Origin of the sequence: Streptomyces sp. NPDC050528 (genome assembly GCF_044457795.1) — a bacterium.
In the GTDB taxonomy this organism is placed as follows: Bacteria; Actinomycetota; Actinomycetes; order Streptomycetales; family Streptomycetaceae; genus Streptomyces.
This window is the reverse complement of record NZ_JBITHH010000011.1, coordinates 299076-322008: the sequence shown is the minus strand read 5'-3', so window position 1 is coordinate 322008 and position 22933 is coordinate 299076. Positions and strand designations below refer to the sequence as shown.

Genomic DNA, 22933 nt, shown 5'->3' with positions numbered 1-22933 from the left:
CCCGACTCGTTGGCCGTACGGGTGTGTCAGTGGTCGTTCTGCGCCAGCCGCAGCAGATGGTCCGCGAGGGCCTGGCCGCCGAGCGGGTCCCGGCTGATCAGCAGGAGGGTGTCGTCGCCGGCGATGGTGCCGAGGATGTCCTGGAGTTCGGCCTGGTCGATCGCCGAGGCGAGGAACTGGGCGGCGCCCGGCGGGGTGCGCAGGACCACGAGGTTGGCGGAGGCCTCCGCGGAGATCAGCAGCTCGGAGGAGAGCCGCCGCATCCGCTCCTCCTTCGCCGACTCCCCCAGCGGCACGCGCGGGGTGCGGAAACCGCCCTCGCTCGGGACCGCGTAGATGAGGTCGCCGTCGTTGTTGCGGATCTTCACCGCGTTCAGCTCGTCCAGGTCCCGGGAGAGCGTCGCCTGGGTGACGCTCAGCCCGTCGTCGGACAGCAGCTTCGCCAACTGGCTCTGGGAACGCACCGGTTGCCGGTTGAGGATGTCCACGATCCGGCGGTGGCGGGCGGTGCGGGTCTGCGGCACGGCAGGCCCCGCGGTGTGCTCGTGCTCCTGCGCCTGACTCATCGTCGACTCATTCTCCGGATCATCCGTCCCCCTTGGCCACGTCCAGGACACCGGGCAGCGCCCGGAGGAACGCGTCCGCCTCGTCGTCGCCGAGGTTCAGCGGTGGCATCAGCCGTACGACATCGGGGGCGGGCGCGTTGACCAGGAAACCGGCGTCCTGAGCCGCCTGTTGCACCTGGGGCGCGAGCGGCTCGGTGAGCACGATACCCAGGAGGAGGCCCGCGCCCCGGACATAATCGATCAACGGGTCGCCCAGCGACTCGATTCCGTCCCGCAGCTTCTCGCTCTGCCGCTTGACGTTCTCCAGCAACCCCTCGTTCGCGATGGTGTCGAGGACGGCGAGTCCGGCGGCGCAGGCGACCGGGTTGCCGCCGAACGTCGTGCCGTGGTGGCCCGGCTGGAGCAGGTCGGCGGCGCGTCCGAACGCGACGGTCGCGCCGAGCGGCAGCCCGCCGCCGAGCCCCTTCGCGAGGGTCACGACATCGGGCAGCACGCCTTCGTGGGCCTGGTACTCGAACCAGTGCCCGGTACGGCCGACGCCGGTCTGCACCTCGTCGAGGACGAGCAGCGCGCCGTGCGCGGCGGTGATCGCGCGGGCCGCCTTCAGGTAGCCGGCGGGCGGTACGACCACGCCGTTCTCGCCCTGGATCGGCTCGATGATGACGAGCGCGGTCTCGTCGGTGACGGCGGCGGCCAGCGCCTGCGCGTCGCCGTAGGGCACGTGCGTCACATCGCCGGGCAGCGGGAGGAACGGCTCCTGCTTGGCGGGCTGGCCGGTGAGGGCGAGGGAGCCCATCGTCCGACCGTGGAAGCCGCCTTGGGTGGCGACCATGTGCTGACGGCCCGTCAACCGGCCGATCTTGAAGGCGCCTTCGTTGGCCTCGGCACCCGAGTTGCAGAAGAACACCTTGCCGTCCCGGCCGAAGCGCTCAAGCAACCGTTCCGCGAGCGTGACGGGCGGTTCGGCGATGAACAGGTTGGAGACATGGCCGAGTTGGGCGATCTGCGTGCTGACGGCCTCGATGATCGCCGGGTGCGCGTGCCCGAGGGCGTTGACGGCGATACCGCCGACGAAGTCGACGTACTCGTTGCCGTCGGCGTCCCACAGCTTGGCGCCGGCGCCGCGGACGAGGGGGAGCTTCGGGGTGCCGTAGTTGTTCATGAGCGACCCCTGCCAGCGCTGGGTCAGCTCCTCATTCGCGGTCATACGGCATCCCCCTGCTTCTTGCCGGACTTCTTGGCGGACTTCTTCTTCGCGGGCTTCGCGTCGGGCAGCTCGTCCGGCACGACCATCGTGCCGATGCCCTCGTCGGTGAAGATCTCCAGCAGGATCGAGTGCTGGACCCGGCCGTCGATGACGCGGGCGGTGGTCACGCCGTTGCGCACGGCGTGCAGACAGCCCTCCATCTTCGGCACCATCCCGGAGCTCAACTCCGGGAGCAGCTTTTCGAGTTCGGTGGCGGTGAGGCGGCTGATCACCTCGTCGCTGTTGGGCCAGTCCTCGTAGAGACCCTCGACGTCCGTGAGGACCATGAGAGTCTCGGCCCCCAGCGCAGCAGCGAGAGCCGCAGCAGCCGTGTCAGCATTGACGTTGTAGACATGTCCGTCGTCCTCGCTCCTGGCGATCGACGAGACGACCGGGATACGGCCGTCCGCGAGCAGAGCCTCGATCGCGCCGGTGTCGATCGCGGTGATCTCGCCGACCCGCCCGATGTCGACCAACTCCCCGTCGATCTCGGGCTGGTGCTTGGTGGCGGTGATGGTGTGCGCGTCCTCGCCGGTCAACCCGACGGCGAGCGGCCCGTGTTGGTTGAGCAGTCCGACCAACTCGCGCTGCACCTGGCCCGCGAGGACCATCCGTACGACGTCCATGGCGTCCTCGGTGGTGACGCGCAGGCCGGCCTTGAACTCGCTGACGATGCCGTGCTTGTCGAGGGCGGCGCTGATCTGCGGGCCGCCGCCGTGCACGACGACGGGCTTGAGGCCCGCGTGGTGCAGGAAGACGACGTCCTGGGCGAAGGCGGCCTTCAGGTCCTCGTCGATCATGGCGTTGCCGCCGAACTTGATGACGACGGTCTTGCCGTTGTGCCGGGTCAGCCAGGGCAGCGCCTCGATGAGGATCTGCGCCTTGGGCAGCGCGGTGTGCTTACGAGTAGTGCTCATGAGGAGTACGCGCTGTTCTCGTGGACGTAGTCCGCGGTGAGGTCGTTGGTCCAGATGGTCGCGGTCTCGGTGCCGGCGGCGAGGTCGGCGACGATGTGCACCTCGCGGTAGCGCATGTCGACCTTGTCGCGGTCCTCGCCGACGCCCCCGTTCTTGCAGACCCACACACCGTTGATGGCGACGTTGAGCTGGTCGGGTTCGAAGGCGGCCTTGGTGGTCCCGATCGCGGACAACACCCGTCCCCAGTTGGGGTCTTCGCCGTGGATCGCGCACTTGAGGAGGTTGTTGCGCGCGATGGAACGACCCACCTCGACGGCGTCGTCCTCGCTCGCGGCGTTGACGATCTCGACCTTGATGTCCTTGCTGGCACCTTCGGCGTCCCGGATGAGCTGCTGCCCGAGGTCGTCACAGACGGCGCGGACGGCCTCGGCGAACTCTGCCTGGTCGGGGGTGACTTGGGAGGCGCCGGAGGCGAGCAGCAGCACGGTGTCGTTGGTGGACATGCAGCCGTCGGAGTCGACGCGGTCGAAGGTGGTGCGGGTCGCGGCCCGAAGTGCCGTGTCCAGTACGTCACTTGCGACATCGGCGTCGGTGGTGAGGACGACGAGCATGGTGGCGAGACCGGGGGCGAGCATGCCCGCGCCCTTGGCCATACCGCCGACGGTCCAGCCGGCCTTGCTGGTCACGACGGCGGTCTTGTGCACGCTGTCCGTGGTCTTGATGGCGATGGCGGCCTTCTCGCCCCCGTGCGGGGAGAGTTGACCGGCGGCGCTCTCAACTCCCGGCAGCAGCTTGTCCATCGGGAGCAGGAGTCCGATGAGCCCGGTGGAGGCGACGGCGACCTCGGCGGCATTCAGGCCCAGCGTGTCGGCGACCTTCTCGGCGGTGGCGTGGGTGTCCTGGAAGCCCTTCGGCCCCGTACAGGCGTTGGCGCCACCGGAGTTGAGGACGACGGCGGAGACCTTGCCGCCCTTCAGCACCTGCTCGGACCAGAGGACCGGCGCGGCTTTGACGCGGTTGGAGGTGAAGACGCCCGCGGCGGCGAGGCGGGGCCCGGTGTTGACCACGAGGGCCAGGTCCGGGTTGCCGTTCTCCTTGATCCCGGCGGCGATGCCCGCGGCCGTGAATCCCTGTGCTGCCGTCACACTCACGGCGCGACTCCGATCGTCGTCAGCCCGGTGGACTCGTCGAGCCCGAGGGCGAGGTTCATGCTCTGGACGGCACCGCCCGCGGTGCCCTTGGTCAGATTGTCGATGGCGCTGATCGCGATGATCCGTCCCGCGGCCTCGTCGTACGCGACCTGCACCTGAACGGCGTTGGAACCGTAGACGGACGCCGTCGCGGGCCACTGCCCCTCGGGGAGGAGGTACACGAAGGGCTCGTCGGCGAAGGCCTTCTCGTACGCGGCGCGCACGGACTCGCCGGTGACACCGGGCTTCGCCTTGGCGCTGCACGTGGCGAGGATGCCGCGGGGCATCGGCGCGAGGGTGGGCGTGAAGGAGACGGTGACGGGCTCGCCGCCCGCCGCGCCGAGGTTCTGGATGATCTCGGGGGTGTGCCGGTGGCCACCGCCGACGCCGTAGGGCGACATGGAGCCCATGACCTCGCTGCCGAGGAGGTGAGCCTTGGGGGCCTTGCCGGCTCCCGAGGTGCCGGAGGCGGCGACGATCACGGCCTCGTTCTCGGCGAGTCCGGCGGCGTACGCCGGGAAGAGCGCGAGCGAGGCGGCCGTCGGGTAGCAACCGGGTACGGCGATGCGCTTGGACCCCTCCAACGCGGCGCGGGCGCCCGGGAGTTCGGGCAAGCCGTAGGGCCAGGTGCCGGCGTGCGCGGAGCCGTAGAACTTCTCCCAGTCGGCCGCGTCCTTCAGCCGGAAGTCGGCGCCCATGTCGACGACGAGGACGTCCGGGCCGAGTTGCTCGGCGACGGCGGCGGACTGGCCGTGCGGCAGCGCGAGGAAGACGACGTCGTGTCCGGCGAGGACTTCGGGGGTAGTTTCCTGGAGGACTCGACCGGCGAGCGGCAGCAGATGCGGTTGCAGCGCGCCGAGTTTCTGTCCGGCGTTGGAGTTGCCGGTCAGAGCACCGATCTCGACCTCGGGGTGGGCCAGGAGCAGACGCAGCAGCTCTCCGCCCGCGTACCCACTCGCTCCGGCCACTGCCGCACGTACCGCCATGGAACCCTCCTCTTCGATGGCATGACTATACGTTTCGTTGCACGTTTATGCAATCCGATCCAGGCTTGAGGTGATGGCCTCAACAGGCAGGACGCACGGCTTCGAGTCGTTGGAGGAGATGCGCCTGCTGGTCGCGCCGGACTTCTTGAGGGCACCGGAGGTGGGGCCGATCAAGGAAGAGGACGCGCTGAAGTTCGCGGCGGCCAGGGAAGTGGCGGCCGCCTGCGGATGGCGGTACTCGGTGGTCGCAGGCCGGCGCCCGTATGTCTGGAGCGCCCTTGATCAGCTGTCCTCGCGCCGACGGCCGGCCAGGGACCGCTCGGCATGCGGCCAGGCGTAGCCCGGCCCGGGAAGGCGTGCGCCGCGGAAGGTGTGCGGCACGGAAGGGCTGCCGGGTGTCGGCCCGGTTGCCGCCCGCGAGGTATCCGCACTCGGGGGCCAGGTCGGCCCGCCGGTCGGCCTTGACGTGCTGGCGACAGCGCTCGCACGCGTACCAGAGCCCGGACGCGATGGGCCCGGCGAAGGTGAAGCCCCCAGTGGTGCCCGGGACTTCTGCCGACAGCGTGGTCTCCCCCGCAGGGAAGGCCACGCCGCCTGTTCGGGGATCTCTCGGCGGAGAGATCCGTCCGGCGGAAGTCGCGGAAGGTCCCGCCGCCTTCCATCCGCCCGGAGCGGGTGACCGACCGGACCCTGGCTCCGGGCGGACCGGCCCGGGGAGCCGTCGGCTCAGCTCGGGTCGGAACTCATCTGTCCTCTCGACGAACGTGCGTTGACCGCCCGGGTTACCGCGGATGTGAGCAACTCTCCGTCGAAGTAGCCGCCGACGGAGAGCTGGGCAGCGTTGGCCCGTGCGCTCAGCATCCGCTTCGTTATTCGGATGGCCGCAGGGTCCCGGCGTGCGATCGTCTTGGCCAGACGGCTGACGGCCGCGTCGAGGCCGTCGGGTGGAACGACATTGTGGAGGACGGAGAGCTCCCGGGCCCTATGGGCATCGAAAGGCTCCGAGGTCAGCAGCAGGTAGCGGACCCAGGACTGCCCCACCTCTGTGGGGAGCCGGTCGAGGACTCCTCCCCAGGCAGGCGGGAGCCCGAGCCCGAGCTCGGGCATCCGGAAGCGGCAGGTCTCGGCACCGACGCGCAGATCGCAGTAGATGGCGAGTCCCAAGCCGGCCCCGATGACGTCTCCCTGGAGCCGGGCGATGGTGACCACCTCCAGTGTGGAGAGTGCGGCACACACACGCTCAGCCTTGGCGGCGAGCGCGCGAAGTGAGCCACCGGAGGGGTCTTCGGCCAGCAGGGCGGGAAACTCGCTGCGGTCGCCTCCCTGGCAGAAATCGTCTCCTGCTCCGGAGAGCACCATGACGCGGATCGTGGTGTCCTCCTGAAGCATGTGCAGCACCTCCAGGAGGTCGGTGAGAACCTCTCCGGACAGGGCGTTTCCGTGCTCGGGTCGGTTGAGCTGTACCTGGAGGACGGGGCCCTCTTCGACCACGCGCAGAGTCTTGAAGTCGGTCGGCATGTCAGCTCTCTTGGAGTGGGTGGGGGTCATACGAGGACGAGTTCCAGCGAAGTCATGCGCCGGAAGGCGATCCGCGACGCCCACTGGACAGGTGCGTTGATGCGAAGGCGCCGGGGGCGCTTGAGCAGGGATCTGAGGAGGACGGTCGCTTCCAGGCGGGCGAGCTGGTTGCCGAGGCAGTAGTGAATGCCCGCTCCGAAGCTCAGGTGCGGGGGCCCGGCCGTCTTCGTCTCACGACGACGGACATCGAAGCGGTGGGCATCCGTCCAGTGGGCCGGGTCGTGATGGGCCGCTCCCACCATGAGTTGGACCATCCCGCCTGCGGGCACGCGGATTCCGCCGAAGTCGGTGTCGGTGCCGGCGATGCGGCTGATCATGTGAATCGGTGGGTCGTAGCGCAGGACCTCTTCGACCGCGTCCGGTACGAGATGAGGGGACTGGCGCAGCCAATCCTCCTGTTCTCGGTGGTCGAGCACGAGACGAAGCATTGCGGACAGCACGTGGCTCGTTGTCTCCAGGGCCGCGAGAATCATGAACATGGCCATGGAGTGGACGGCCTCGTCGACGGTGGCCCGGTCGCGCTCTCGTTCATCCCAGATCCTGAGCCAGTTCGAAATGGGATCGGTGCCAGGATTCTCCCGGCGGTCCTTGATCAGCGCGGAGAAGTAGGACCGGAGTCGAGCGGTCGCGGCATCCGAGAGTGACAGCTCGGTCGCGGACGGAAACAACTCCTGGGTGAAGACCTGGTCGTGGGTCAGGGTTCGCAGGAGGCCGTAGTCGGCTGAGGGCAGGCCCAACCACTCACCGATCGCGATTACGGGAAGTTCCTCACCGACGCTCTTCACGAAATCCGCCGGCCCTTGACTCAGCTCCTCGAAGAATTGGTCGAGGAGACGGTCGACCGTCTTTTCTATCGAAGAGCTCAACTGCGGGAGTGAGCCTTTGTTGAACACGCTTCCGAGGATTTCCCTCGTCTGCGTGTGGAGCGGAGGATTCAGCATCGGCAGAGTGGCAGCCATCTGGAACGATGCCGCTGAATTCCATCGGTTCGAGCCCGTCTGGCTGGCGCGCCATTGACGATCGGGAACCCTCCACGACTTATCCCGCAGAATGCTGTGGCACAGCCGATAGGAAGTCACCAAATACCCTCCCCACGGCGCCGGCATCACCTCACCAAGTGACCTGAGATGATTGTATATGGGTAGCGGATTGGACTGTCCTTCACCCCTGCGAAGACGAGCGAAAAGCGAAACCAGTGCGCGTCGATCGACGTTGCTAGAAGCAACTATGGATTCCACGACAACTCTTCCTCTAGCAGCCAGGACGTAACCGGAAGCCTGCATACCCCTGTGATTGAACGTTCATGCGCGGTGTCTGCTGTTGTGCGGATCACGTTTGACCGATTCAGGCTTTCATCATCGAACCTGACCTGCCAAAAACGACGTCCCTCAGTTCGCCTGCGCGTCCCTATTTACAGGGATGCAACAACCGGTGACGCGCGAGGGCGCGGATGTGCGCCGCAGGAAAAGACACACTGGACTTTCACAGGAAGTCGCGGGCATTCAGCCCGCGCCAAAGTCTCTGGCCGCAGGTAAATACACGTCAGGCGGGGCGTGGTCCGTCCACCTCGTCCTGCGGACGGCCGGGACGAGCAGCGTTGGACAACTGAGGGAGGCCTGACGGGAGCTGGAGGAGCTATGCCGTCTCGGTGTCAGCCTCATTGCCGCGCTTTTCGAGCAAGGCGGCGCAAAGCTTCTCGCCCCGAACCTCCGAGAAGTCCACGAAAGGAAGAACTTCCGGTTGATCAATTACCGCCACAACGCTCTTGTGCATGATGGAAACAGACCGGACCACGTTCCAGATATTTGGACGACGTGATCCTCCAGGACGATATGCGACCTCAGCTCACCCTGCTTTTTCACTTCGGTCATTTGGTCGATGTTGAACTCGATCCAATCCGGCCAGGGAGTTCCGTTACCTGCTGCCGCGTGAAGGACGCTCGCCAGAAACATCTGACCATCGGCGTCGAGAATCCTGGGCCTTGTCTCCGGTGCCCGCTATTGCAGACGCCGAGGCCGCACATTCTCTGCGAGATGGTCGTTCATGGGTGGCACCCATTCTGGATTATTGCCGCAATTTTTGGGCAGGCGCGGGTTTCCTTGAATTCGCTCAATGTCCGTATGGAAAAGCCCAGCGAATCGCAATCGGCTGGACAGACCTCGCACCCACCGATCAACTCTTGGGCACCGCCCGGCATTTCCCAGAGAAACGCGGCACCGAATCCGTTCACATACGCGTGCGCCGTTCCACCGCGTCGATGCGGGGACAAGTCGGCACTGGCGGTCGGAGCGCCGCCTCGGCGTCGAATCTGTCGCCCGGATCCGAGACTCGTGACCCTGCGGAACAACACTCCCCGACGGATGAGCAGCACCCCGAGCCTCCCCGTGAGCGTTCGCCCTCCGCCTCCACCCATACCTCTAAGCTGCCATGCCGCGAGCTGCCAGAAAAGACCACCTCGTCCCAAACAGGCAAGGCGGTCTATGAACATTGAGGACTTTCCGGTCTTACCGGAATGGCAGTCCAGGAAGTACAAAGCGCGCATTCCTCACCCTCCTCGGCCTGGGCATGGGCCTGCGCCTGCGCCTGGTCCTCCTTCTCCCCTCCCCCACCAGCCTCCCTGGCCGAGTACGCCTCCCAGCCCGACGCCGTCGCCCTCTACGCGGGCGCCATGGCCGCGATCCACACCGTGCATGCGACCCTGCTCCTGCTCACCCAACGCCGGGTGCACCCCTCACCCACATCCCCCGCCGCCCTGGACCGCCGCCGCTTCACCGTCCAACTCGCCTCCAGCGTCCTGGTGTTCGGCCTGTCCATCCCCCTGGCCTACGTCGACACGACCGCGGCGATGTGGTTCTGGATCACGATCGTCCCCGCGCACTACGCCCTCGGCCACTTCCGGCACCGGCCGGCTCAGGGCTGACACCTCCCGCCCGGTCAGGACCGCTCGGCGAGTACGGCTTCGAGGTGGGCGACGTGGCGGGCCTCGGCCTCTTTGCGGACGGCGGCGAAGCGGCGGTCGACGATCAGTACGGGGATCAGCCAGAGGTAGCCCCACAGGCTGAAGTGGTCCACGACTCCCGTCCGCCGCAGCATCGTGTTGGTGGCGAAGCACAGGATGAGGCTGACCGCCCACGCGGCCGTCCGGTACCGGCCGAGAAGGCGCACCGGCGCGTTCCACGGACCCGACAGCGCCTCCAGGGTCGCGGCGCGCACGGTGGCGGCCCGGTCGACGGTCCCGGCCCCCTGCGTGATCGCGCCGCCGTCGCCGTCGCCGTCGCCGTCCCGCTGCCGAAGGTCCTCGGCCAGGGCGCGGGCCTGGGCCTCGGTGTCACGGCCCTGGAGCGCACCGACCACGGCCCTCATCCTGATGTCGTCCCAGTAACCGCGCCGGGCCCAGCGCTCAGCGGCCGCGAACTGTTCGGCCTCGGCGGACTCCGGTGCCGACTCCTTCAGGCGCCGGGCGAGAACGGAGGCGCGCGCGGCACGGCCGGGGTGCTCGAACCCGTCGGCGCGCAGGCACAGTTCGGCGTAACCGGCGAGAAGCCCGAGATGGTCGGCGTCCAGCGCGAGTCCCGCCCGGAACGCCTCCTCCGCACGGTCGTCATGGTCGTCGTCGTCCTCGACGGCATGCCCGAGAGCCAGCCAGCAGTACAGATCGGGCTGCGGCCCCAGCTCGTCCAGCCCCTCCTGCGCGGCACGCCGGACGGCCGCGTTTCCCCCGGCCAGGAACAGCTGCTCGCAGCGGTCCTGGTACACGTCGATCGCGGTCGTCCCGCTCATGTGGAATCCCCCTCGCCCACTCCCTCCCCGGGAGCCGGACAAGTGTGCGGGGCGGGTAATGCCCAGGTCAAGCGGCATTCAACGGTTCGGGGACGAGTCCCGCGCCTACGGCGGTCCCCTGCCCGCTTGACCTGGAGCGCGCTCCAGGTTCTACGGTTGTGTTCATGAGCAGCGGACAGCCCCCGAAGCCCCTCGCCCGGGACCGGGGTCAGGATCGGGAACCGACCCTGACCATCGCCCAGGTCGCCGAGCGCACCGGCCTCTCGCACGACACGCTCCGCTACTACGAGAAGGCCGGCCTGATCGAACGGGTCGGCCGGACCACCGGCAACCAACGGCGATACCAGGCAGCGGACTTGGCCTGGCTGGAGTTTCTGCTGCGGCTGCGCGAGACGGGCATGTCGATCGCCGACATGCAGCGGTTCGCGGCGCTGCGGGCGGCGGGGAACGTCACGGTCGCCGACCGGCTGGCGATGCTCCGCGAGCACCGCGCCGAACTGGCCGACCGGATCAGGGCGTTGCGCCGCAACGCGGCAGTGCTGGACAACAAGATCGACCACTACGAACAGCTGCTCCTCGACGAGATCGAGCACGATCGCGATCACGAGCACGATCACGAGCAGCCGGGATCGGATGAACCGACATGAGCGCGAGCACCACCCGCGAAGAGCGTTTCGCCCACGGCCTGGAGGTCCTGAAGCGCATCGACGGCGAGGCCGGGGAGCGGGTCGTCGACTCGCTCGCCGACATCAACCCCGAACTGGGTCACCAGGTCGTCGCCTGGGCCTTCGGCGAGATCTACGACCGCCCCGGACTCGCCCCGCGCGACCGGCAGTTGGTGACGCTGGGCATGCTCACCGCGCTCGGCGGCTGCGAGGCGCAGCTCGACGTGCATGTGAACGCGGCGCTGAACGTGGGCCTCACGCCCGAGGAGATCGTCGAGGCCCTCACCCACTCCGCCGTGTACTGCGGCATCCCCAAGGCGCTCAACGCGACCTTCGCCGCGAAGAAGGTCTTCGCCGAGCGTGGACTGCTGCCGCTGGGACAGCAGCCCACGCCGGACACCCAGGCCGGAGCCAACTCCGCCTGATTTCCGGGCAGTTGCTACTTCTGCTTGATCCTCAGGAACGTGACGGAGTTCGCGGGAAAGGTGTAACTGAACTTGCCCGCAACCCCCTTGAAGGTGGACACGACCGGCGCGACCGCGGTCGCCGTCTCGCTGTTCACCGCGTCGGGCGCGGCGGCGAGCGTGGTCACCTTCGCCCTGGACGCGACCTTGGCGCCGCCCAGGTCGATCGCCGTACGGGCCGCCGAGGACTGGTCGTTGACGACCTTGACGATCAGGTCACCGGTCTTGGCGTCCTTGGTGACGACCTGGCGGAACGGCTCGGCCGGCTTGTCGTCGGTGAAGCTGCCCCACTCCTGTCCGTCGAGGTACAGGGTGACCTGACGACCCCTCACCTTGATGTCGACGTCGTAGGCACGGCCCGTCTCGATGGTCCCCGGCTTGGTGATCAGCGTCGACTTGCCGCCGTCCACGGCCTGTTCGACGGCGGTCTGGGTGTTGTTCCAGCCGCCCAGGTTCCACCAGTAGTAGTTGCCGGTGTCCTTGACCCCGAACGCGACCAGGAAGCCTTCTTTTCCTGCCTTCTTGGTGGCCTTCACATGCAGGTCGTAGTCGTGCCAGGCCGGGTCGCCCGCCGAGACCATGGTGTTCTCGGCGGCGGTGTCGGTCTGGACGTACTGCCCGTCCTCCAGGCTCCAACTCCCGCCCCCCGTATGGGTCCACCGGGACGCGTCACCGGAGAAGTCGTCGCTCAGCAGCGACGTCCCGTCGGCGCCGGTCACCGTCACATCGTCGTACGCCGCGCTCGTCGCCCAGGTCGACAGGCCGACCGCGCCGGAGATCGGGGCGAGCAGTGACGGGGTGCCGGTGGCCGTCGAAGGCACCACCCGACTGCCGACGTTGTTCATGAACAGCTTCTGGACCTCGTAGTTCGCGGAGCCCCAGGAGGCGTGGTTGTTGAACCACACCATGTCCGGACTCCACTGGACGTAGTCCTCGTTGGCGAACAGCGGTGCGTAGGAGGCGAGTTTGACGACGTCGGCGTTGCGTTCCAGGCCGGTCATGTACGCCGCTTCGGCGAGGCCGTTCTTGAACGCGTTGCCGCCGGAGGCGTATTCGCCGAGGAAGACCTTCGGGCCGGTGCGGTCGTAGGAGTCGTAGCGGTCGTTGTTCTGGAGGAACCACTGCGGGCTGTTGTAGTAGTGCTCGTCGACCATGTCGACCTTGGCGTCCTTGTTGAGCTGCCAGGCCGTGTCGAAGGTCGAACCGCTGTCGTCCGGGCCCGCGTTGGAGATCACGGTCATGTACGGGTACCTGGCCTCGATCGCCGTGCGGAACTGGGTGAAGCGGGCGAAGAACTCGGTGGGGAGGTTCTCCTCGTTGCCGACCTCGATGTGGGTGAGGTGGAAGGGCTTGGGGTGGCCCATCTCGGCGCGCAGCCCGCCCCACTTCGAGGTCACCGGGCCGTTGGCGAACTCGATGAGATCCAGGGTGTCTTGGACGTGCCGCTTGAGCAGCGCCGGGTCGTCGACGGCCTTGTTCTGGCCGCAGCCGGTCACCAGGGCCGGTACGACGGGCAGCGGCATCGCGCCGATGTCCTCGGCGAAGCGGAAGTACTCGTAGTAGCCGAGGCCGTAACTCTGGTTGTAGCCCCAGAAGTTGGAGTTCACGGCACGCGTCTCGACCGGGCCGACGGTGTCCTTCCACTGGTACGCGCGCTTGCGCTGGTAGCCGGAGGCGGCGCTGTAGTCGTCCATGGAACCGGTGTTGACCAGGCAGCCGCCGGGGAAGCGTACGAAACCCGGGTGCAGGGCGGCGATCTTCTCGGCGAGGTCCTTGCGGAGGCCGTTCGGCTCGTGCTTGTAGGTGTCGCGGGGGAAGAGGGACACCATGTCGAGGGCGGTCGCGTCGGAGGAGGCGACGGTGAGGCGGCCGGTGGTGCTGGTGCGGGTCGCGGTGAACGTCGCCTTGTACTGGGCCCAGCCGTCCTTCCTCACCCTCACCTGACGTGCGGTCGCCAGGGTTCCGCCGGCGTCCTGGAGGTTCGCGGTGAGGGTGGTGCCGCTGTCGGCGCGGGCCCACACGGAGAAGTCGTACTTCTTGCCGTCCTCCACCGCGATACCGGTGTTGTAGCCGGCGTTCGTGACGGACGAACTCGCCGCCAGGGAGAGGTAGTTGCGGTTGGTCTCGTTGAGGCGGCCGGCGTCGTTCACCACCTGGGCCCGACCTGCGACCGTCCAACCGGTCAGCGGGGTGTACGACTTGTTGTCGTCGGTGGAGTACTCGAAGGACCGGTTCTGCACGAGCTCGGCGTACAGGCCGCCGTCGGCCGCGCGGTTGATGTCCTCGAAGAAGACGCCGTACATCGTCTTGTCGATCGCGGCGCCCCGCGTCGACGGGTCGACGGTGATCGCGTAGTCGGTGACGTCCGTGACGTCGTCGGCGTGGGCAGGTGCGGGGACGACGGCCGTCGCCAGCAGGAAAGCGCTTGCCCCCAAGGCAAGTCTCAGGCGGGTGCGGCTGGTGCGTGACATGGATACTCCGCGGCTCTTGAAGGTGCTCTGAAGTTGCCCCGAGGGAGGTTGTCCCGGGGGACACCCCTCTGGGCGGTTCGAAATATCGGACATGGGTCAGCACTTCGAACGGCAAGATAGGGACGGGACGTGAGCACGTCAATGGGGCGGGGGCGGGGAGGGACGTAAGGTCGAGGGCATGGATGCGCTGCTGCCCTGCCTGGCTCTCCTCGGTTTCCTCGCCGCCGTCCCGGGTTTCTTCACCTGGCTGGCCCGGCGGATCCGCCGCCGCGGCACCGCCGGAGGCGGCATGAGCGGCGCCCTGGCCGCGTACGAGGAGGCATTCCGGGCCACGAGCCACGCCTCGCACTACGAGATCCGGGCCCAGGGCGAACGCAAGGCGCCCACCGGCTCGCCGGACGGGTGGCGACGGCGGCGGCGCGGGAAGGCGTGACGATGGACGAGTTCTGGCCGGTTCCGGATGTACTGGCGTATCTGTCCGGGAGTTGGCGGGTGCGGCGGTCGGTACGCGACCTGGCGAGCGGGGACGAGGGCGACTTCGCGGGCACGACCGTCTTCACCGCACTGCCCGAAGGGGGCCTGCTGCACACGGAGTTGGGCACCTTCACCTGGCAGGGCGTGGCCCGCCCCGCCGAGCGGACGCTACGGTTCCTGCCGGGCGGGGTGCCCGGGCTGGCCGACGTGCGCTTCGGGGACGGGCGGCCCTTCCACGACCTGGATCTGACCTCGGGGCACCATGTGGCCGACCATCCGTGCTCGGCGGATCTCTACCGGGGCGAGTTCGCCGTACAGGATGCGGACCACTGGCGGACGGTGTGGCGGGTGGGCGGGCCGGCGAAGGATCTGGTGCTCAGTACGGAGTATGTGCGCGGGAGTTGAGGGGTGGCGGAGCCAGGCCGTGCCGGGCGGGGTTCGAGTCGGCCGCGGGTGCAGGGGTTGGTGTCGCCGAATACGGCTGATTCCAGGCGGAGTTCGCACCGGAGCGCGCACGCACGGGCCGGACCGCGACAACCCCGGCTCACCCCACCGCACGCACCGAGCGCACCGAGCGGCAGTGAACTCGGCCCACCGTAAAGGGAGTTCGGGCCGCCCTACCCCCGCCTCGCCTGAACCGCCGCCCCGTCGAACCGCAGATTCCAGCGCCCCGCATGCCCCGTGACCGTCGTGGTCGACAGGGGGCGTACGTCGAAGTTCCAGTAGGTCGACGGGGGTGCCTTGAGGGCGTAGACCAACGCGGCCCGGATGACGGAGGGTTCGGCCACGGCGACTATGCGGCCGCCGTCGTCGTCGGGGCGGGTGTCCAGCCAGCCGCCCACACGGGCGATGAAGGCCAGGAGGGATTCGCCGCCGTGCGGGGTGGAGCGCGGGTCGGCGAGCCAGGCGTCGACCAGGGCCGGTTCGCGGGCCATCGCCTCACCCAGGGTCAGTCCGCGCCAGCGGCCCATGTCGCAGTCCCGCAGGGCGAGTTGGACCAGCGGGGTGTAACCGAGGCCGTCGCCGGTGGTCCGGCTGCGCGGGGTCGGTGAGCAGTAGCGCAGCTCCGCCGCGGCCAGCGGCAGCAGAACCGGTGCGGCGCGCTGCACCTCGTCCCATCCCGCCTGGTCCAGCGGGCGATCGTCCTCGAAGCGCTCCGCGAGCAGCGGGGAGCTGCGCGCGGCGGCGACGAACGTGACCCGAAGTTGCATGCGGCGATCGTGATCCCGCCGAAGTACGCAGGTCAAGGGGGGCCGGATGAGAGTTACCCAGGGTGGGCAAAACCTCACGTCGAGGTCGGGGACCAGGCGGACAACTCACTCCAAACCGAGGGCCATCCACCGGTCGGGCCGCTCCAACGGCTTGAATCCGACCTTCTCGTACACCCCGTGGGCGTCGTGCGTGGCGAGCAGGATCCGGCGCAGTCCGAACGGCCGCAGCTCCTCGCGTACGGCGCCGACGAACGCCGTACCGATGCCCTTGCCGCGCGCCGACGGGTCCACGTACACATCGCAGAGCCACGCGAAGACGGCCTGGTCGGTCACCACGCGCGCGTACGCCACCTGCTCCCCCGAAGCCGTGTCGTACACCCCGAAGTTCATCGAGGACGCGACCGCCCGCTCGTGCTTCTCGCGGGGCCTGCCCATCGCCCAGTAGGCGTCGGTGGACAGCCAGCGGTAGGTGCGGTCGATGTCGACGCGGGCGGGGTCGGCGGAGAACTCGTAGCCGTCGGGGAGGCTCGGGATGTCGTTCATGGCGGGAGAATCCCAGGCCACGGGCTGGGGTGTCGAGCGGTTTTGGCCGGTGGGGCGGGCGTTGTCAGTGGTGGGTGGCAGGCTTCGAGACATGACACGGACGCCGACCGCCGCCGACTACACCTGGCTCCAGACGGAGCATTCCGCGCTGCTGCATGCCTACTGCGTCACGCTGGTCCGGGACATCACCCCGGACCGGCTGCTCCATGAACTGGGAGCGGAGCCGGAGAAGATACGGGTCACGGGTGTCGAGCCCCTGCGCGAGCCGTCGTACGACACCTGGAGCGAGCACTTCGGGGACCCGCTCTTCGTCGGTGTCGCGGCGGTCGGCGACTGGTCGCTGATGGTCGAGCACAACGGATATCTGGGCGTCACCGACGCGGTCATGCTCCCCATCTCGCGCGGGCGCACGGTGGTCTCCCACTTCCGCAACGTGAACGCGGTGGACCGCTTCTACTGGTGGGAGGACGGGGAGACACGGCTGCGCTTCGAGCCGCTCTTCGCCTATTCCCGGGACGGCAGTCACGCCGACGAACCCGAACTCCTCACCGGGATGCGGGAGTCGGGCTTCGATCTGCGGGAGGGCGAGGAGCGGAGCTACGACCTGCACACCGAGGCCGCCTTCGCCCTCGCCCATCGCCTCACGGGCGTCCATCTGACGCCGGAGTTGCTCGCGTCCCTGGAGTTCACCGGCGCCCTGGTCTAGCGCACCTCGTCCCAGGCCGCCCGCAGCCGCCGTACGCCCTCCACGATCTCCCCCGGCCCCGCGACCGCCGCGAAGCTCAACCGGATGTGGGCGGCCGGGGGTTCGGCGCTGAAGTAGGGGCGGCCGGGGGTGATGGAGACGCCCGCGCGGAGGGCCGCTGTTGTCAGGGACTGCTCTCCCCCAGAGCCGAAAGCCTGGGAGGTGCCCGCAGTGCCGTCGGGGAGGCGGAGCCAGAGGTGGTAGCCGCCGGAGGGGATGTGCGGGAGGGAGAAGGTGGGGAGTTCGAGGCGCAGGGCGGTCGTCATCGTGTCGCGGCGGGTCTTCAACTCCGTTGAGATCGCGCGGAGATGGCGGGGCCAGGCCGGGGAGCCGACGAGTTCGAGGGCCGCTTCCTGGAGTGGGCGGGGGACGAAGAAGGTGTCGACGACCTGGATGGCGCGCAGGCGTTCCAGTACCGGGCCGTGCGCGGCGAGGGCGCTGACCCGGAAGCTGGGCGAGGTCGCCTTGGTGAGCGAGCCGACGTGGACGACGACTCCGTCGGGGTCGTCGGCGGCGAGCGGACGCGGCAGCGGGCCGGAGTCCTCGTGCACCAGCCGTCGTACGAAGTCGTCCTCGATGACGAACGCGCCCGCGTCCCGGGCGATGCGCAGGACCTCGGGGCGGCGGGCCGGGGCGAGGACCGCGCCGGTCGGGTTCTGGAACAGGGGCTGGCAGACGAAGACCCGGGCGCCGGTCGCGCGGAACGCGTCGGCCAGCAGGTCCGGTTTCACGCCGTCCGCGTCCACCGGCACCGGGACCGGGCGCAGGCCCGCCGCCCTGGCGATCGCCAACATGCCCGGGTAGGTGGGGGATTCGACGAGGACCGGTGCGCCGGGGGGTGCGAGGGCGCGCAGTGCGGTGGTGAGCGCGGTCTGGCCGCCCGCGCTGATCAGAACGTCGGCGGCCGTCACCGCGCCGCCGATACCGCGCGCGAACCACTCGCGCAGTTCCGGCAGACCCTCCATCGGCGGCCGGCTCCAGGCGCCCGGGCGGCGGCCCGCCCGGGACAGGGCCGCCGCCAGCGCGCGCTCGGGCTGCAGGGACGGGTGCAGATAGCCGCCGTTGAACTCGATCACGCCCGGCGGCGGGACGGCCAGGGTGGCCAGGACCGCGGAGGCGTCCACCGTGCGCGGCACGAAGTCGGCGGTGCCGTCCGCGCTGAGCGCGACCTCCTGCCACGAGGTGTCCCCCGAGGCGGTGGCGGTCGCGGGGCGAGGCGTCGCCCGGAACGCGCCGGCGCCGGGCCGGGTGACCACCAGTCCCTCGGCGGCGAGCTGCGCGAGCGCGCGCGAGACGGTCACCGGGCTCACCCGGAACCGCTCGACGAGCGCCCGGCTCGACGGCAGCTTTCCACCGGGAGAGTAGCGGTTGAGTTCCTGCCGCAGGTGATTCGCCAGTTCGCCGACACTGCTACGCTCTTGCATGAGAGCACACGATAGCGCTACTGCCCCGAGTCCGATAGCGGTCAGCACCTCCCCCAGTACGACAGCGACGGTCCGCGCCGGTACGGTCCAGGCCGCGCTCGGTGTGATCGCCTTCTCCCTCACCTTCCCGGCCACCGCGTGGGGGCTGGAGGGCTTCGGCGCCTGGTCGTTGGTGGCCGTGCGCAGCGTCCTCGCCGCGGTCATCGCGGGCGGCTGTCTGCTGACGCTGCGCGTCCCGGTCCCCGGCCGTCGGCACTGGGGCGGGCTGGCCGTCGTAGCCGCCGGAGTGGTGGTCGGTTTCCCGCTGCTCACCACGCTCGCACTGGAGACCTCGACCACCGCCCACGCGGCGGTGGTTGTCGGTCTGCTGCCGCTGACGACCGCCGCGCTCTCCGCGCTGCGCACCGGCATCCGCCCCTCGCGCACCTTCTGGACGGCCGCGCTCGCGGGCGCCGGCGCGGTGCTCGCGTTCACGGTCCAGCAGAGCGGCGGCGCCGTGACCACCGCCGACCTGTATCTCCTCGCCGCGCTCCTGGTCTGCGCGGCCGGTTACACCGAGGGCGGCCGGCTGGCCCGGGTCATGCCCGGCTGGCAGGTCATCGCCTGGGCGCTGGTCCTGTGCCTCCCCCTGAGCGTGCCCGCCGCCGCGCTCGCCCTGTCGTACGACACCCCGCACCTCACCGCGCACAGTGTGGCCGGACTGCTGTGGGTCGCCGCCGGTTCGCAGTTCCTCGGTCTTGTCGTCTGGTACCGGGGCATGGCCGCGATCGGCGTCCCGAAGGCGAGCCAGCTCCAACTGGCCCAGCCGCTCCTCACGTTGGTGTGGTCGGTACTGCTGCTCGGCGAACACCTGCCCGTGGCCGCCCCGCTCACCGCGGCGGCAGTGCTGGTGTGCATCGCCGTCACACAGCGGGCGCGGAGTTGAGGGGCGTGCACGGCCCGGTCCCGGCCGGGCGTGCCGCCGTAGAATCGGAGGGCATGGACCGCTGCTCCCGTACTCGGTGAGGAGGCGCGACAGATGCGTGCGATCGTGGGTGATCGGCTCGTCCAGCACGGCCGCGTGGTCGGCGTGCACGACCAGGTCTCGGAAGTCGTCGAGGTGATGGGCGCGGAGGGCGGTCCGCCCTACCGCGTCCGCTTCGCCGACGGGCACGAGGCCGTGATGTCACCCGGCCCGGACTGCGAGATCAAGCACCAGGAGCTCAACCACCCGGCCCCGGAACGGTAGTTCAGCGCGGAGCCCCCGCCGGCTGCTGATAGTGGTCGGCGACCACCCGCGCCATGGCCCCGACCGGGTCCACCGCGACGTCCCGGGCCGCGAAGAAGACATGCCCGCCGACCTGCGGGTACTTGGCGGCGAGGGTGAGATGCCGGGACAGCTCGGCCGGGTCCTGCCAGGCCGTGGGCTGCGCCGGGTCGCCCGCCTTGTACAGCGCCTCACCGGCGTACAGCCGCGTCTTCGTACCGCGCGCGACCTCCGCCCACCAGGGCAGCAGCTTGGCGTAGTCGGCGGCGGCGAAGCCGATGTTCCAGTACAGCTGCGGGACGATGTAGTCGATCCAGTTCTCACGCACCCACTTCCGGGTGTCCGCGCAGAGATCGTCGTACGTCTGCACCCCCGCCCGGGTGTCGGAGCCGCGCGAGTCGGTCGCGATGTTGCGCCACACCCCGAAGGGGCTGATTCCGAAGCGGGTGCCCGGCCGGATCTGCTCGATACGGGCCGCGGTCTCGCGGATCAACTTGTCGATGTTGTCGCGCCGCCAAGCCGCCCGGTCGGCGAAGCCGCCGCCGTACTTGTCGTAGGCCGCGTCGTCGTCGAAGGTCTGCCCGGCCACCGGGTACGGATAGAAGTAGTCGTCGAAGTGCACCCCGTCCACGGGGTACTTCTTCACCGCGTCGAGAATCGCGTCCTCGACGAAGGCCCGTACCTGCGGCAGTCCAGGGTTGTAGTAGAGCTTCCCGCCGTACGCGACCACCCAGTCCGGATGCTTGCGCGCGGGGTGCGAGGCCACGAGCTTGGTCAGGTCGGTGTTGTTGGCGATCCGGTACGGATTGAACCAGGCATGCAGCTCCAGCCCCCGCACATGCGCCTCTTCTACGGCCGTCTTGAGCGGGTCCCAGCCGGGGGCCACACCCTGGGTGCCGGTCAGGTACTGCGACCAGGGCTCGTACGGTGAGGGCCACAACGCGTCGGCGGTGGGCCGGACTTGGAACATCACCGTGTTGAGGCGGTCGCGGACCGCCGTGTCGAGGTGGGCGATCAGTTCGGTGCGCTGCTGTGCCGGGGTGAGGCCCGGGCGGGAGGGCCAGTCGCGGTTGGCGACCGTCGCCAGCCACACGCCCCGCATCTCGGTGACCCCGCGCGGACGCCCTGCCGGCCTCGGCGCGTGCCCGGTGTCGGCCGCCGCGCTGCCCGTCGTGGCCAGCGTCGACAGCGCTGCCATCGCGAACGCCCGACGTGACAATCGCCCCATCTGCACACCCCCATACGCTGTGGATCCGTGCCGTCACGGATCGTCTCCGCGCCCCAGAATGCCCGACCCCGGCGATCGATCATCGATACTTGCGGGTAACGTGCACGATCGGAGCAGGCGTCGAACAACGGGGTCCTGCGACCAGCCCGTAGATCAGCGAAGGGGACGATGTGACCGACATCGAGCGCGTCGGAGTGGTCGGTTGCGGCCAGATGGGCGCCGGTATCGCCGAGGTGTGTGCCCGCTCCGGCCTGGACGTGAAGGTCGCCGAGACCACCGGTGAGGCCCTGGAGATCGGCCGGACCCGGCTGTTCAACTCGCTGACCAAGGCGGCCGAGCGCGGCAAGATCACGGCCGAGGAGCTGGCGGAGACGCAGGCGCGGCTCAGCTTCACCACCGATCTCGGCGAGTTCGCCGACCGCGACCTCGTCATCGAGGCCGTCGTCGAGAACGAGCAGGTGAAGACCGAGATCTTCCAGGTGCTCGACCAGGTCGTGACCCGCCCCGACGCGATCCTCGCCTCCAACACCTCCTCGATCCCGCTGGTACGGCTCGCGGTCGCCACCTCGCGCCCCGACCAGGTCATCGGCATCCACTTCTTCAACCCGGCCCCGGTGCAGAAGCTCGTCGAGCTGATCCCGGCGCTGACCACCTCCGAGGGCACGCTCAGCCGCGCTCAGCTCTTCGCCGAGAAGGCGCTCGGCAAGCACGCGATCCGCGCGCAGGACCGCTCCGGGTTCGTGGTCAACGCGCTGCTGATCCCCTATCTCCTGTCCGCGATCCGGATGTTCGAGTCGGGCATCGCCAGCCGCGAGGACATCGACAACGGCATGGAGCTCGGCTGCGCCCACCCGATGGGCCCGCTGAAGCTGGCCGACCTGATCGGTCTGGACACGGTCGCCTCGGTCGCGTTCTCGATGTACGAGGAGTACAAGGAACCCCTGTACGCCGCTCCCCCGCTGCTCCAGCGCATGGTCGACGCGGGGCGGCTGGGCCGTAAGTCCGGCTCGGGCTTCTACACCTACGCCTGAGCACTTCCCTCGCGGCAACTCACCGTAATACTTTGGCGGTTGCGGGCCCGGCACTCTTCGGAGTGCCGGGCCCGCGGCATTCACACACCGTGTGCGCGCCGGGCCCGCATATGCCGCTCGCACACTCTCCCCCGGTGTCCACCAGGCGAGTTGACTCTTCATGCGCATGCAAGGGATGTTCCGACTACGGAAAGGAGCGGACCCGTGACCGCCGACCCCGAGCATCCCGTGGTCCATGGAGAACTCGCAGAGTTACGCCGCCGCCTCGATGTCGCGTACGCGCGGGTCGAGGGTGGGCTGGCCCTGCTCAGTCATCGCACCGAGGAGACGGACAAGGAACTGGACGATCTGAGCGCGCGAATCGTTGCACTGGAGCACACGCGGTGGCCGCTGCCGGCTATCGCCGCGCTCACCGCCGTGGGTGCCCTTGTCGTGACTGTCTGGCAGGTGCTGGGGCGCTAGTGTTCGAAGGCCGGTGGGTTGGCTGCGGATCCGTTGTGGCTGGTCGCGCTCCGCGGCGGAGCCGCCAATGTCACTGCCCCGCGCCCCTTTGGGGCGCGGCCGAACGGGGCGCTGCATCCTGCCCCAGCCTCAGATGGTGCAACAGCAGTAACGCGGCCGCCATGTTGGCGGCCGGGACCTCCCCGCGGGCGACCATGTCGGGTACGAGTTTGAGCGGTACCCACTCCCGGCGGTCCGACTCGAAGTCGTCCACGGGGTGTCCGGTGTACTCGCCCTCGTCGGCCCAGTAGATGTGGTGCCGGGCGTCCGTGAGCCCGTTGGACGGCTCCACGCTCATCAGGTGGTGCAGGGGCCCCGGCCGCCAGCCGGTCTCTTCCTCCAGTTCCCTGGCGGCCGCGCACGCGATGTCCTCGCCATCCTCGACGACGCCGGCCGCGAGCTCCCACCCCCAGCTGTCGGTGATGAAACGGTGCCGCCAGAGCAGGAGAACCTCGTTCGCCTCGTTGACCACCGTCGCCACGGCCACCGGGCGCAGCCGTATGAGGAAGTGGTCGAGGTGTCGGCCGTCGGGTAGTTCGACATCCGCGAGATTGACGCTGAACCAGCGGTTTGAGTACACAGTTTGTTCGTTCTGTTTCGTCCACTGCACGGTTCTGCCACCTTCCGTCGAGTAAGTGGCAATATCGCAGCAGGGACTGTGTTGTGG

At 69.0% G+C, this 22933-nt stretch carries 25 protein-coding genes; 11 read left to right on the top strand and 14 right to left on the bottom strand.

Annotated elements, in window-relative coordinates; translation table 11 throughout:
• Positions 1–26: 26 nt before the first annotated feature.
• Genes ACIBK4_RS34860 through argC form a run of 5 tightly spaced genes read right to left on the bottom strand, consistent with a single transcriptional unit; the run spans position 27 to position 4905 of the window.
• Entirely contained in the window at positions 27–566 is a 540-nt protein-coding gene (locus ACIBK4_RS34860; RefSeq protein ID WP_019059868.1) for an arginine repressor, read from the bottom strand.
• 19 nt (positions 567–585) lie between these two features.
• Positions 586–1773 (bottom strand): acetylornithine transaminase, encoded by a 1188-nt coding sequence (locus tag ACIBK4_RS34855; RefSeq protein WP_399001299.1) that lies wholly within the window; start codon positions 1771–1773, stop codon positions 586–588.
• Entirely contained in the window at positions 1770–2729 is a 960-nt protein-coding gene (gene argB, locus ACIBK4_RS34850; RefSeq protein ID WP_399001297.1) for an acetylglutamate kinase, read from the bottom strand. The genes ACIBK4_RS34855 and argB overlap by 4 nt, the downstream gene beginning before the upstream one ends.
• A complete protein-coding gene (argJ, locus tag ACIBK4_RS34845; protein ID WP_399001295.1) occupies positions 2726–3880 on the bottom strand; it encodes a bifunctional glutamate N-acetyltransferase/amino-acid acetyltransferase ArgJ in 1155 nt (384 codons plus the stop codon). The genes argB and argJ overlap by 4 nt, the downstream gene beginning before the upstream one ends.
• Positions 3877–4905 carry an N-acetyl-gamma-glutamyl-phosphate reductase gene (gene argC, locus ACIBK4_RS34840; protein ID WP_399001293.1) on the bottom strand — a complete coding sequence of 343 codons (1029 nt, stop codon included), beginning with the start codon at positions 4903–4905 and terminating at the stop codon, positions 3877–3879. Before argC ends, argJ begins: the two co-directional genes overlap by 4 nt.
• Positions 4906–4978: 73 nt before the next feature.
• On the opposite strand from argC, the gene ACIBK4_RS34835 reads away from it, so the two are divergent.
• Positions 4979–5245, top strand: coding sequence for a hypothetical protein (locus ACIBK4_RS34835; RefSeq protein ID WP_399001291.1), 267 nt, complete (start codon positions 4979–4981; stop codon positions 5243–5245).
• A 386-nt stretch (positions 5246–5631) separates the two neighbouring features.
• Here the strand turns inward: ACIBK4_RS34835 and ACIBK4_RS34830 are convergent, their stop codons facing one another.
• Both ACIBK4_RS34830 and ACIBK4_RS34825 read right to left on the bottom strand, forming a co-directional pair.
• On the bottom strand, positions 5632–6423 hold the full coding sequence (locus tag ACIBK4_RS34830; RefSeq protein WP_399001289.1) for an enoyl-CoA hydratase/isomerase family protein: 792 nt from the start codon (positions 6421–6423) through the stop codon (positions 5632–5634).
• 26 nt (positions 6424–6449) lie between these two features.
• A complete protein-coding gene (locus ACIBK4_RS34825; RefSeq protein WP_399001287.1) occupies positions 6450–7562 on the bottom strand; it encodes a cytochrome P450 in 1113 nt (370 codons plus the stop codon).
• 1433 nt (positions 7563–8995) lie between these two features.
• On the opposite strand from ACIBK4_RS34825, the gene ACIBK4_RS34820 reads away from it, so the two are divergent.
• Positions 8996–9403, top strand: coding sequence for a hypothetical protein (locus ACIBK4_RS34820; RefSeq protein ID WP_399001285.1), 408 nt, complete (start codon positions 8996–8998; stop codon positions 9401–9403).
• A gap of 14 nt (positions 9404–9417) precedes the next feature.
• Here ACIBK4_RS34820 and ACIBK4_RS34815 read toward each other — a convergent pair whose 3' ends face one another.
• Complete coding sequence (locus tag ACIBK4_RS34815; protein WP_399001283.1) at positions 9418–10263, bottom strand: hypothetical protein; 846 nt, start codon at positions 10261–10263, stop codon at positions 9418–9420.
• Positions 10264–10427: 164 nt separating this feature from the next.
• On the opposite strand from ACIBK4_RS34815, the gene ACIBK4_RS34810 reads away from it, so the two are divergent.
• Both ACIBK4_RS34810 and ACIBK4_RS34805 read left to right on the top strand, forming a co-directional pair.
• Entirely contained in the window at positions 10428–10910 is a 483-nt protein-coding gene (locus tag ACIBK4_RS34810) for a MerR family transcriptional regulator (protein WP_399001281.1), read from the top strand.
• Positions 10907–11353, top strand: a complete 447-nt coding sequence (locus ACIBK4_RS34805) for a carboxymuconolactone decarboxylase family protein (RefSeq protein ID WP_399001279.1) — start codon at positions 10907–10909, stop codon at positions 11351–11353. Before ACIBK4_RS34810 ends, ACIBK4_RS34805 begins: the two co-directional genes overlap by 4 nt.
• Before the next feature lie 14 nt (positions 11354–11367).
• On the opposite strand, the gene ACIBK4_RS34800 is transcribed toward ACIBK4_RS34805, so the two are convergent.
• Positions 11368–13863 carry an alpha-L-arabinofuranosidase C-terminal domain-containing protein gene (locus ACIBK4_RS34800; RefSeq protein ID WP_399001277.1) on the bottom strand — a complete coding sequence of 832 codons (2496 nt, stop codon included), beginning with the start codon at positions 13861–13863 and terminating at the stop codon, positions 11368–11370.
• 178 nt (positions 13864–14041) lie between these two features.
• On the opposite strand from ACIBK4_RS34800, the gene ACIBK4_RS34795 reads away from it, so the two are divergent.
• The gene (locus tag ACIBK4_RS34795; RefSeq protein WP_399001275.1) at positions 14042–14296 is read left to right on the top strand and encodes a hypothetical protein; all 255 of its coding nucleotides are present in this window, start codon (positions 14042–14044) and stop codon (positions 14294–14296) included.
• A gap of 2 nt (positions 14297–14298) precedes the next feature.
• Positions 14299–14742, top strand: a complete 444-nt coding sequence (locus tag ACIBK4_RS34790; protein WP_399001273.1) for a DUF6314 family protein — start codon at positions 14299–14301, stop codon at positions 14740–14742.
• Positions 14743–14954: 212 nt separating this feature from the next.
• Here the strand turns inward: ACIBK4_RS34790 and ACIBK4_RS34785 are convergent, their stop codons facing one another.
• Together ACIBK4_RS34785 and ACIBK4_RS34780 are read right to left on the bottom strand one after the other, a co-directional pair.
• Positions 14955–15548, bottom strand: a complete 594-nt coding sequence (locus ACIBK4_RS34785; RefSeq protein ID WP_399001271.1) for a histidine phosphatase family protein — start codon at positions 15546–15548, stop codon at positions 14955–14957.
• A 105-nt stretch (positions 15549–15653) separates the two neighbouring features.
• The gene (locus tag ACIBK4_RS34780) at positions 15654–16091 is read right to left on the bottom strand and encodes a GNAT family N-acetyltransferase (protein ID WP_399001269.1); all 438 of its coding nucleotides are present in this window, start codon (positions 16089–16091) and stop codon (positions 15654–15656) included.
• Between the two features lie 91 nt (positions 16092–16182).
• On the opposite strand from ACIBK4_RS34780, the gene ACIBK4_RS34775 reads away from it, so the two are divergent.
• Positions 16183–16797: a DUF6461 domain-containing protein gene (locus ACIBK4_RS34775; protein ID WP_399001267.1), complete on the top strand. Its 615-nt coding sequence runs from the start codon at positions 16183–16185 to the stop codon at positions 16795–16797.
• Here ACIBK4_RS34775 and ACIBK4_RS34770 read toward each other — a convergent pair.
• Positions 16794–18260 carry a PLP-dependent aminotransferase family protein gene (locus tag ACIBK4_RS34770; protein WP_399001265.1) on the bottom strand — a complete coding sequence of 489 codons (1467 nt, stop codon included), beginning with the start codon at positions 18258–18260 and terminating at the stop codon, positions 16794–16796. The genes ACIBK4_RS34775 and ACIBK4_RS34770 overlap by 4 nt on opposite strands.
• On the opposite strand from ACIBK4_RS34770, the gene ACIBK4_RS34765 reads away from it, so the two are divergent.
• Together ACIBK4_RS34765 and ACIBK4_RS34760 are read left to right on the top strand one after the other, a co-directional pair.
• Positions 18259–19185 carry a DMT family transporter gene (locus ACIBK4_RS34765; protein ID WP_399001262.1) on the top strand — a complete coding sequence of 309 codons (927 nt, stop codon included), beginning with the start codon at positions 18259–18261 and terminating at the stop codon, positions 19183–19185. The genes ACIBK4_RS34770 and ACIBK4_RS34765 overlap by 2 nt on opposite strands.
• A 93-nt stretch (positions 19186–19278) precedes the next feature.
• Positions 19279–19488, top strand: coding sequence for a DUF1918 domain-containing protein (locus ACIBK4_RS34760; RefSeq protein WP_399001260.1), 210 nt, complete (start codon positions 19279–19281; stop codon positions 19486–19488).
• A 1-nt stretch (position 19489) separates the two neighbouring features.
• On the opposite strand, the gene ACIBK4_RS34755 is transcribed toward ACIBK4_RS34760, so the two are convergent.
• Complete coding sequence (locus ACIBK4_RS34755; RefSeq protein ID WP_399001258.1) at positions 19490–20704, bottom strand: glycoside hydrolase family 10 protein; 1215 nt, start codon at positions 20702–20704, stop codon at positions 19490–19492.
• Between the two features lie 200 nt (positions 20705–20904).
• Here ACIBK4_RS34755 and ACIBK4_RS34750 point away from each other — a divergent pair, with 200 nt between their 5' ends.
• Both ACIBK4_RS34750 and ACIBK4_RS34745 read left to right on the top strand, forming a co-directional pair.
• Complete coding sequence (locus ACIBK4_RS34750) at positions 20905–21765, top strand: 3-hydroxybutyryl-CoA dehydrogenase (RefSeq protein WP_106971078.1); 861 nt, start codon at positions 20905–20907, stop codon at positions 21763–21765.
• A 204-nt stretch (positions 21766–21969) separates the two neighbouring features.
• Complete coding sequence (locus ACIBK4_RS34745; RefSeq protein ID WP_266767051.1) at positions 21970–22227, top strand: hypothetical protein; 258 nt, start codon at positions 21970–21972, stop codon at positions 22225–22227.
• 70 nt (positions 22228–22297) lie between these two features.
• Here the strand turns inward: ACIBK4_RS34745 and ACIBK4_RS34740 are convergent, their stop codons facing one another.
• Positions 22298–22876, bottom strand: coding sequence for an NUDIX hydrolase (locus ACIBK4_RS34740; RefSeq protein WP_399001256.1), 579 nt, complete (start codon positions 22874–22876; stop codon positions 22298–22300).
• Positions 22877–22933 lie beyond the last annotated feature (57 nt).

Excerpts from the sequence above, each read along its gene's own strand:
- ACIBK4_RS34835 (WP_399001291.1), top strand. The coding sequence starts at position 4,979 with ATGGCCTCAACAGGCAGGACGCACGGCTTCGAGTCGTTGGAGGAGATG.
- ACIBK4_RS34805 (WP_399001279.1), top strand. The coding sequence starts at position 10,907 with ATGAGCGCGAGCACCACCCGCGAAGAGCGTTTCGCCCACGGCCTGGAG.
- ACIBK4_RS34860 (WP_019059868.1), bottom strand. The coding sequence starts at position 566 with ATGAGTCAGGCGCAGGAGCACGAGCACACCGCGGGGCCTGCCGTGCCG.
- ACIBK4_RS34820 (WP_399001285.1), top strand. The coding sequence starts at position 8,996 with ATGGCAGTCCAGGAAGTACAAAGCGCGCATTCCTCACCCTCCTCGGCC.
- ACIBK4_RS34830 (WP_399001289.1), bottom strand. The coding sequence starts at position 6,423 with ATGCCGACCGACTTCAAGACTCTGCGCGTGGTCGAAGAGGGCCCCGTC.
- argC (WP_399001293.1), bottom strand. The coding sequence starts at position 4,905 with ATGGCGGTACGTGCGGCAGTGGCCGGAGCGAGTGGGTACGCGGGCGGA.
- ACIBK4_RS34790 (WP_399001273.1), top strand. The coding sequence starts at position 14,299 with ATGGACGAGTTCTGGCCGGTTCCGGATGTACTGGCGTATCTGTCCGGG.
- ACIBK4_RS34755 (WP_399001258.1), bottom strand. The coding sequence starts at position 20,704 with ATGGCAGCGCTGTCGACGCTGGCCACGACGGGCAGCGCGGCGGCCGAC.
- ACIBK4_RS34760 (WP_399001260.1), top strand. The coding sequence starts at position 19,279 with ATGCGTGCGATCGTGGGTGATCGGCTCGTCCAGCACGGCCGCGTGGTC.
- ACIBK4_RS34795 (WP_399001275.1), top strand. The coding sequence starts at position 14,042 with ATGGATGCGCTGCTGCCCTGCCTGGCTCTCCTCGGTTTCCTCGCCGCC.
- ACIBK4_RS34785 (WP_399001271.1), bottom strand. The coding sequence starts at position 15,548 with ATGCAACTTCGGGTCACGTTCGTCGCCGCCGCGCGCAGCTCCCCGCTG.
- ACIBK4_RS34765 (WP_399001262.1), top strand. The coding sequence starts at position 18,259 with ATGAGAGCACACGATAGCGCTACTGCCCCGAGTCCGATAGCGGTCAGC.
- ACIBK4_RS34800 (WP_399001277.1), bottom strand. The coding sequence starts at position 13,863 with ATGTCACGCACCAGCCGCACCCGCCTGAGACTTGCCTTGGGGGCAAGC.
- ACIBK4_RS34815 (WP_399001283.1), bottom strand. The coding sequence starts at position 10,263 with ATGAGCGGGACGACCGCGATCGACGTGTACCAGGACCGCTGCGAGCAG.
- ACIBK4_RS34775 (WP_399001267.1), top strand. The coding sequence starts at position 16,183 with ATGACACGGACGCCGACCGCCGCCGACTACACCTGGCTCCAGACGGAG.
- ACIBK4_RS34810 (WP_399001281.1), top strand. The coding sequence starts at position 10,428 with ATGAGCAGCGGACAGCCCCCGAAGCCCCTCGCCCGGGACCGGGGTCAG.
- ACIBK4_RS34770 (WP_399001265.1), bottom strand. The coding sequence starts at position 18,260 with ATGCAAGAGCGTAGCAGTGTCGGCGAACTGGCGAATCACCTGCGGCAG.
- ACIBK4_RS34855 (WP_399001299.1), bottom strand. The coding sequence starts at position 1,773 with ATGACCGCGAATGAGGAGCTGACCCAGCGCTGGCAGGGGTCGCTCATG.
- ACIBK4_RS34780 (WP_399001269.1), bottom strand. The coding sequence starts at position 16,091 with ATGAACGACATCCCGAGCCTCCCCGACGGCTACGAGTTCTCCGCCGAC.
- argB (WP_399001297.1), bottom strand. The coding sequence starts at position 2,729 with ATGAGCACTACTCGTAAGCACACCGCGCTGCCCAAGGCGCAGATCCTC.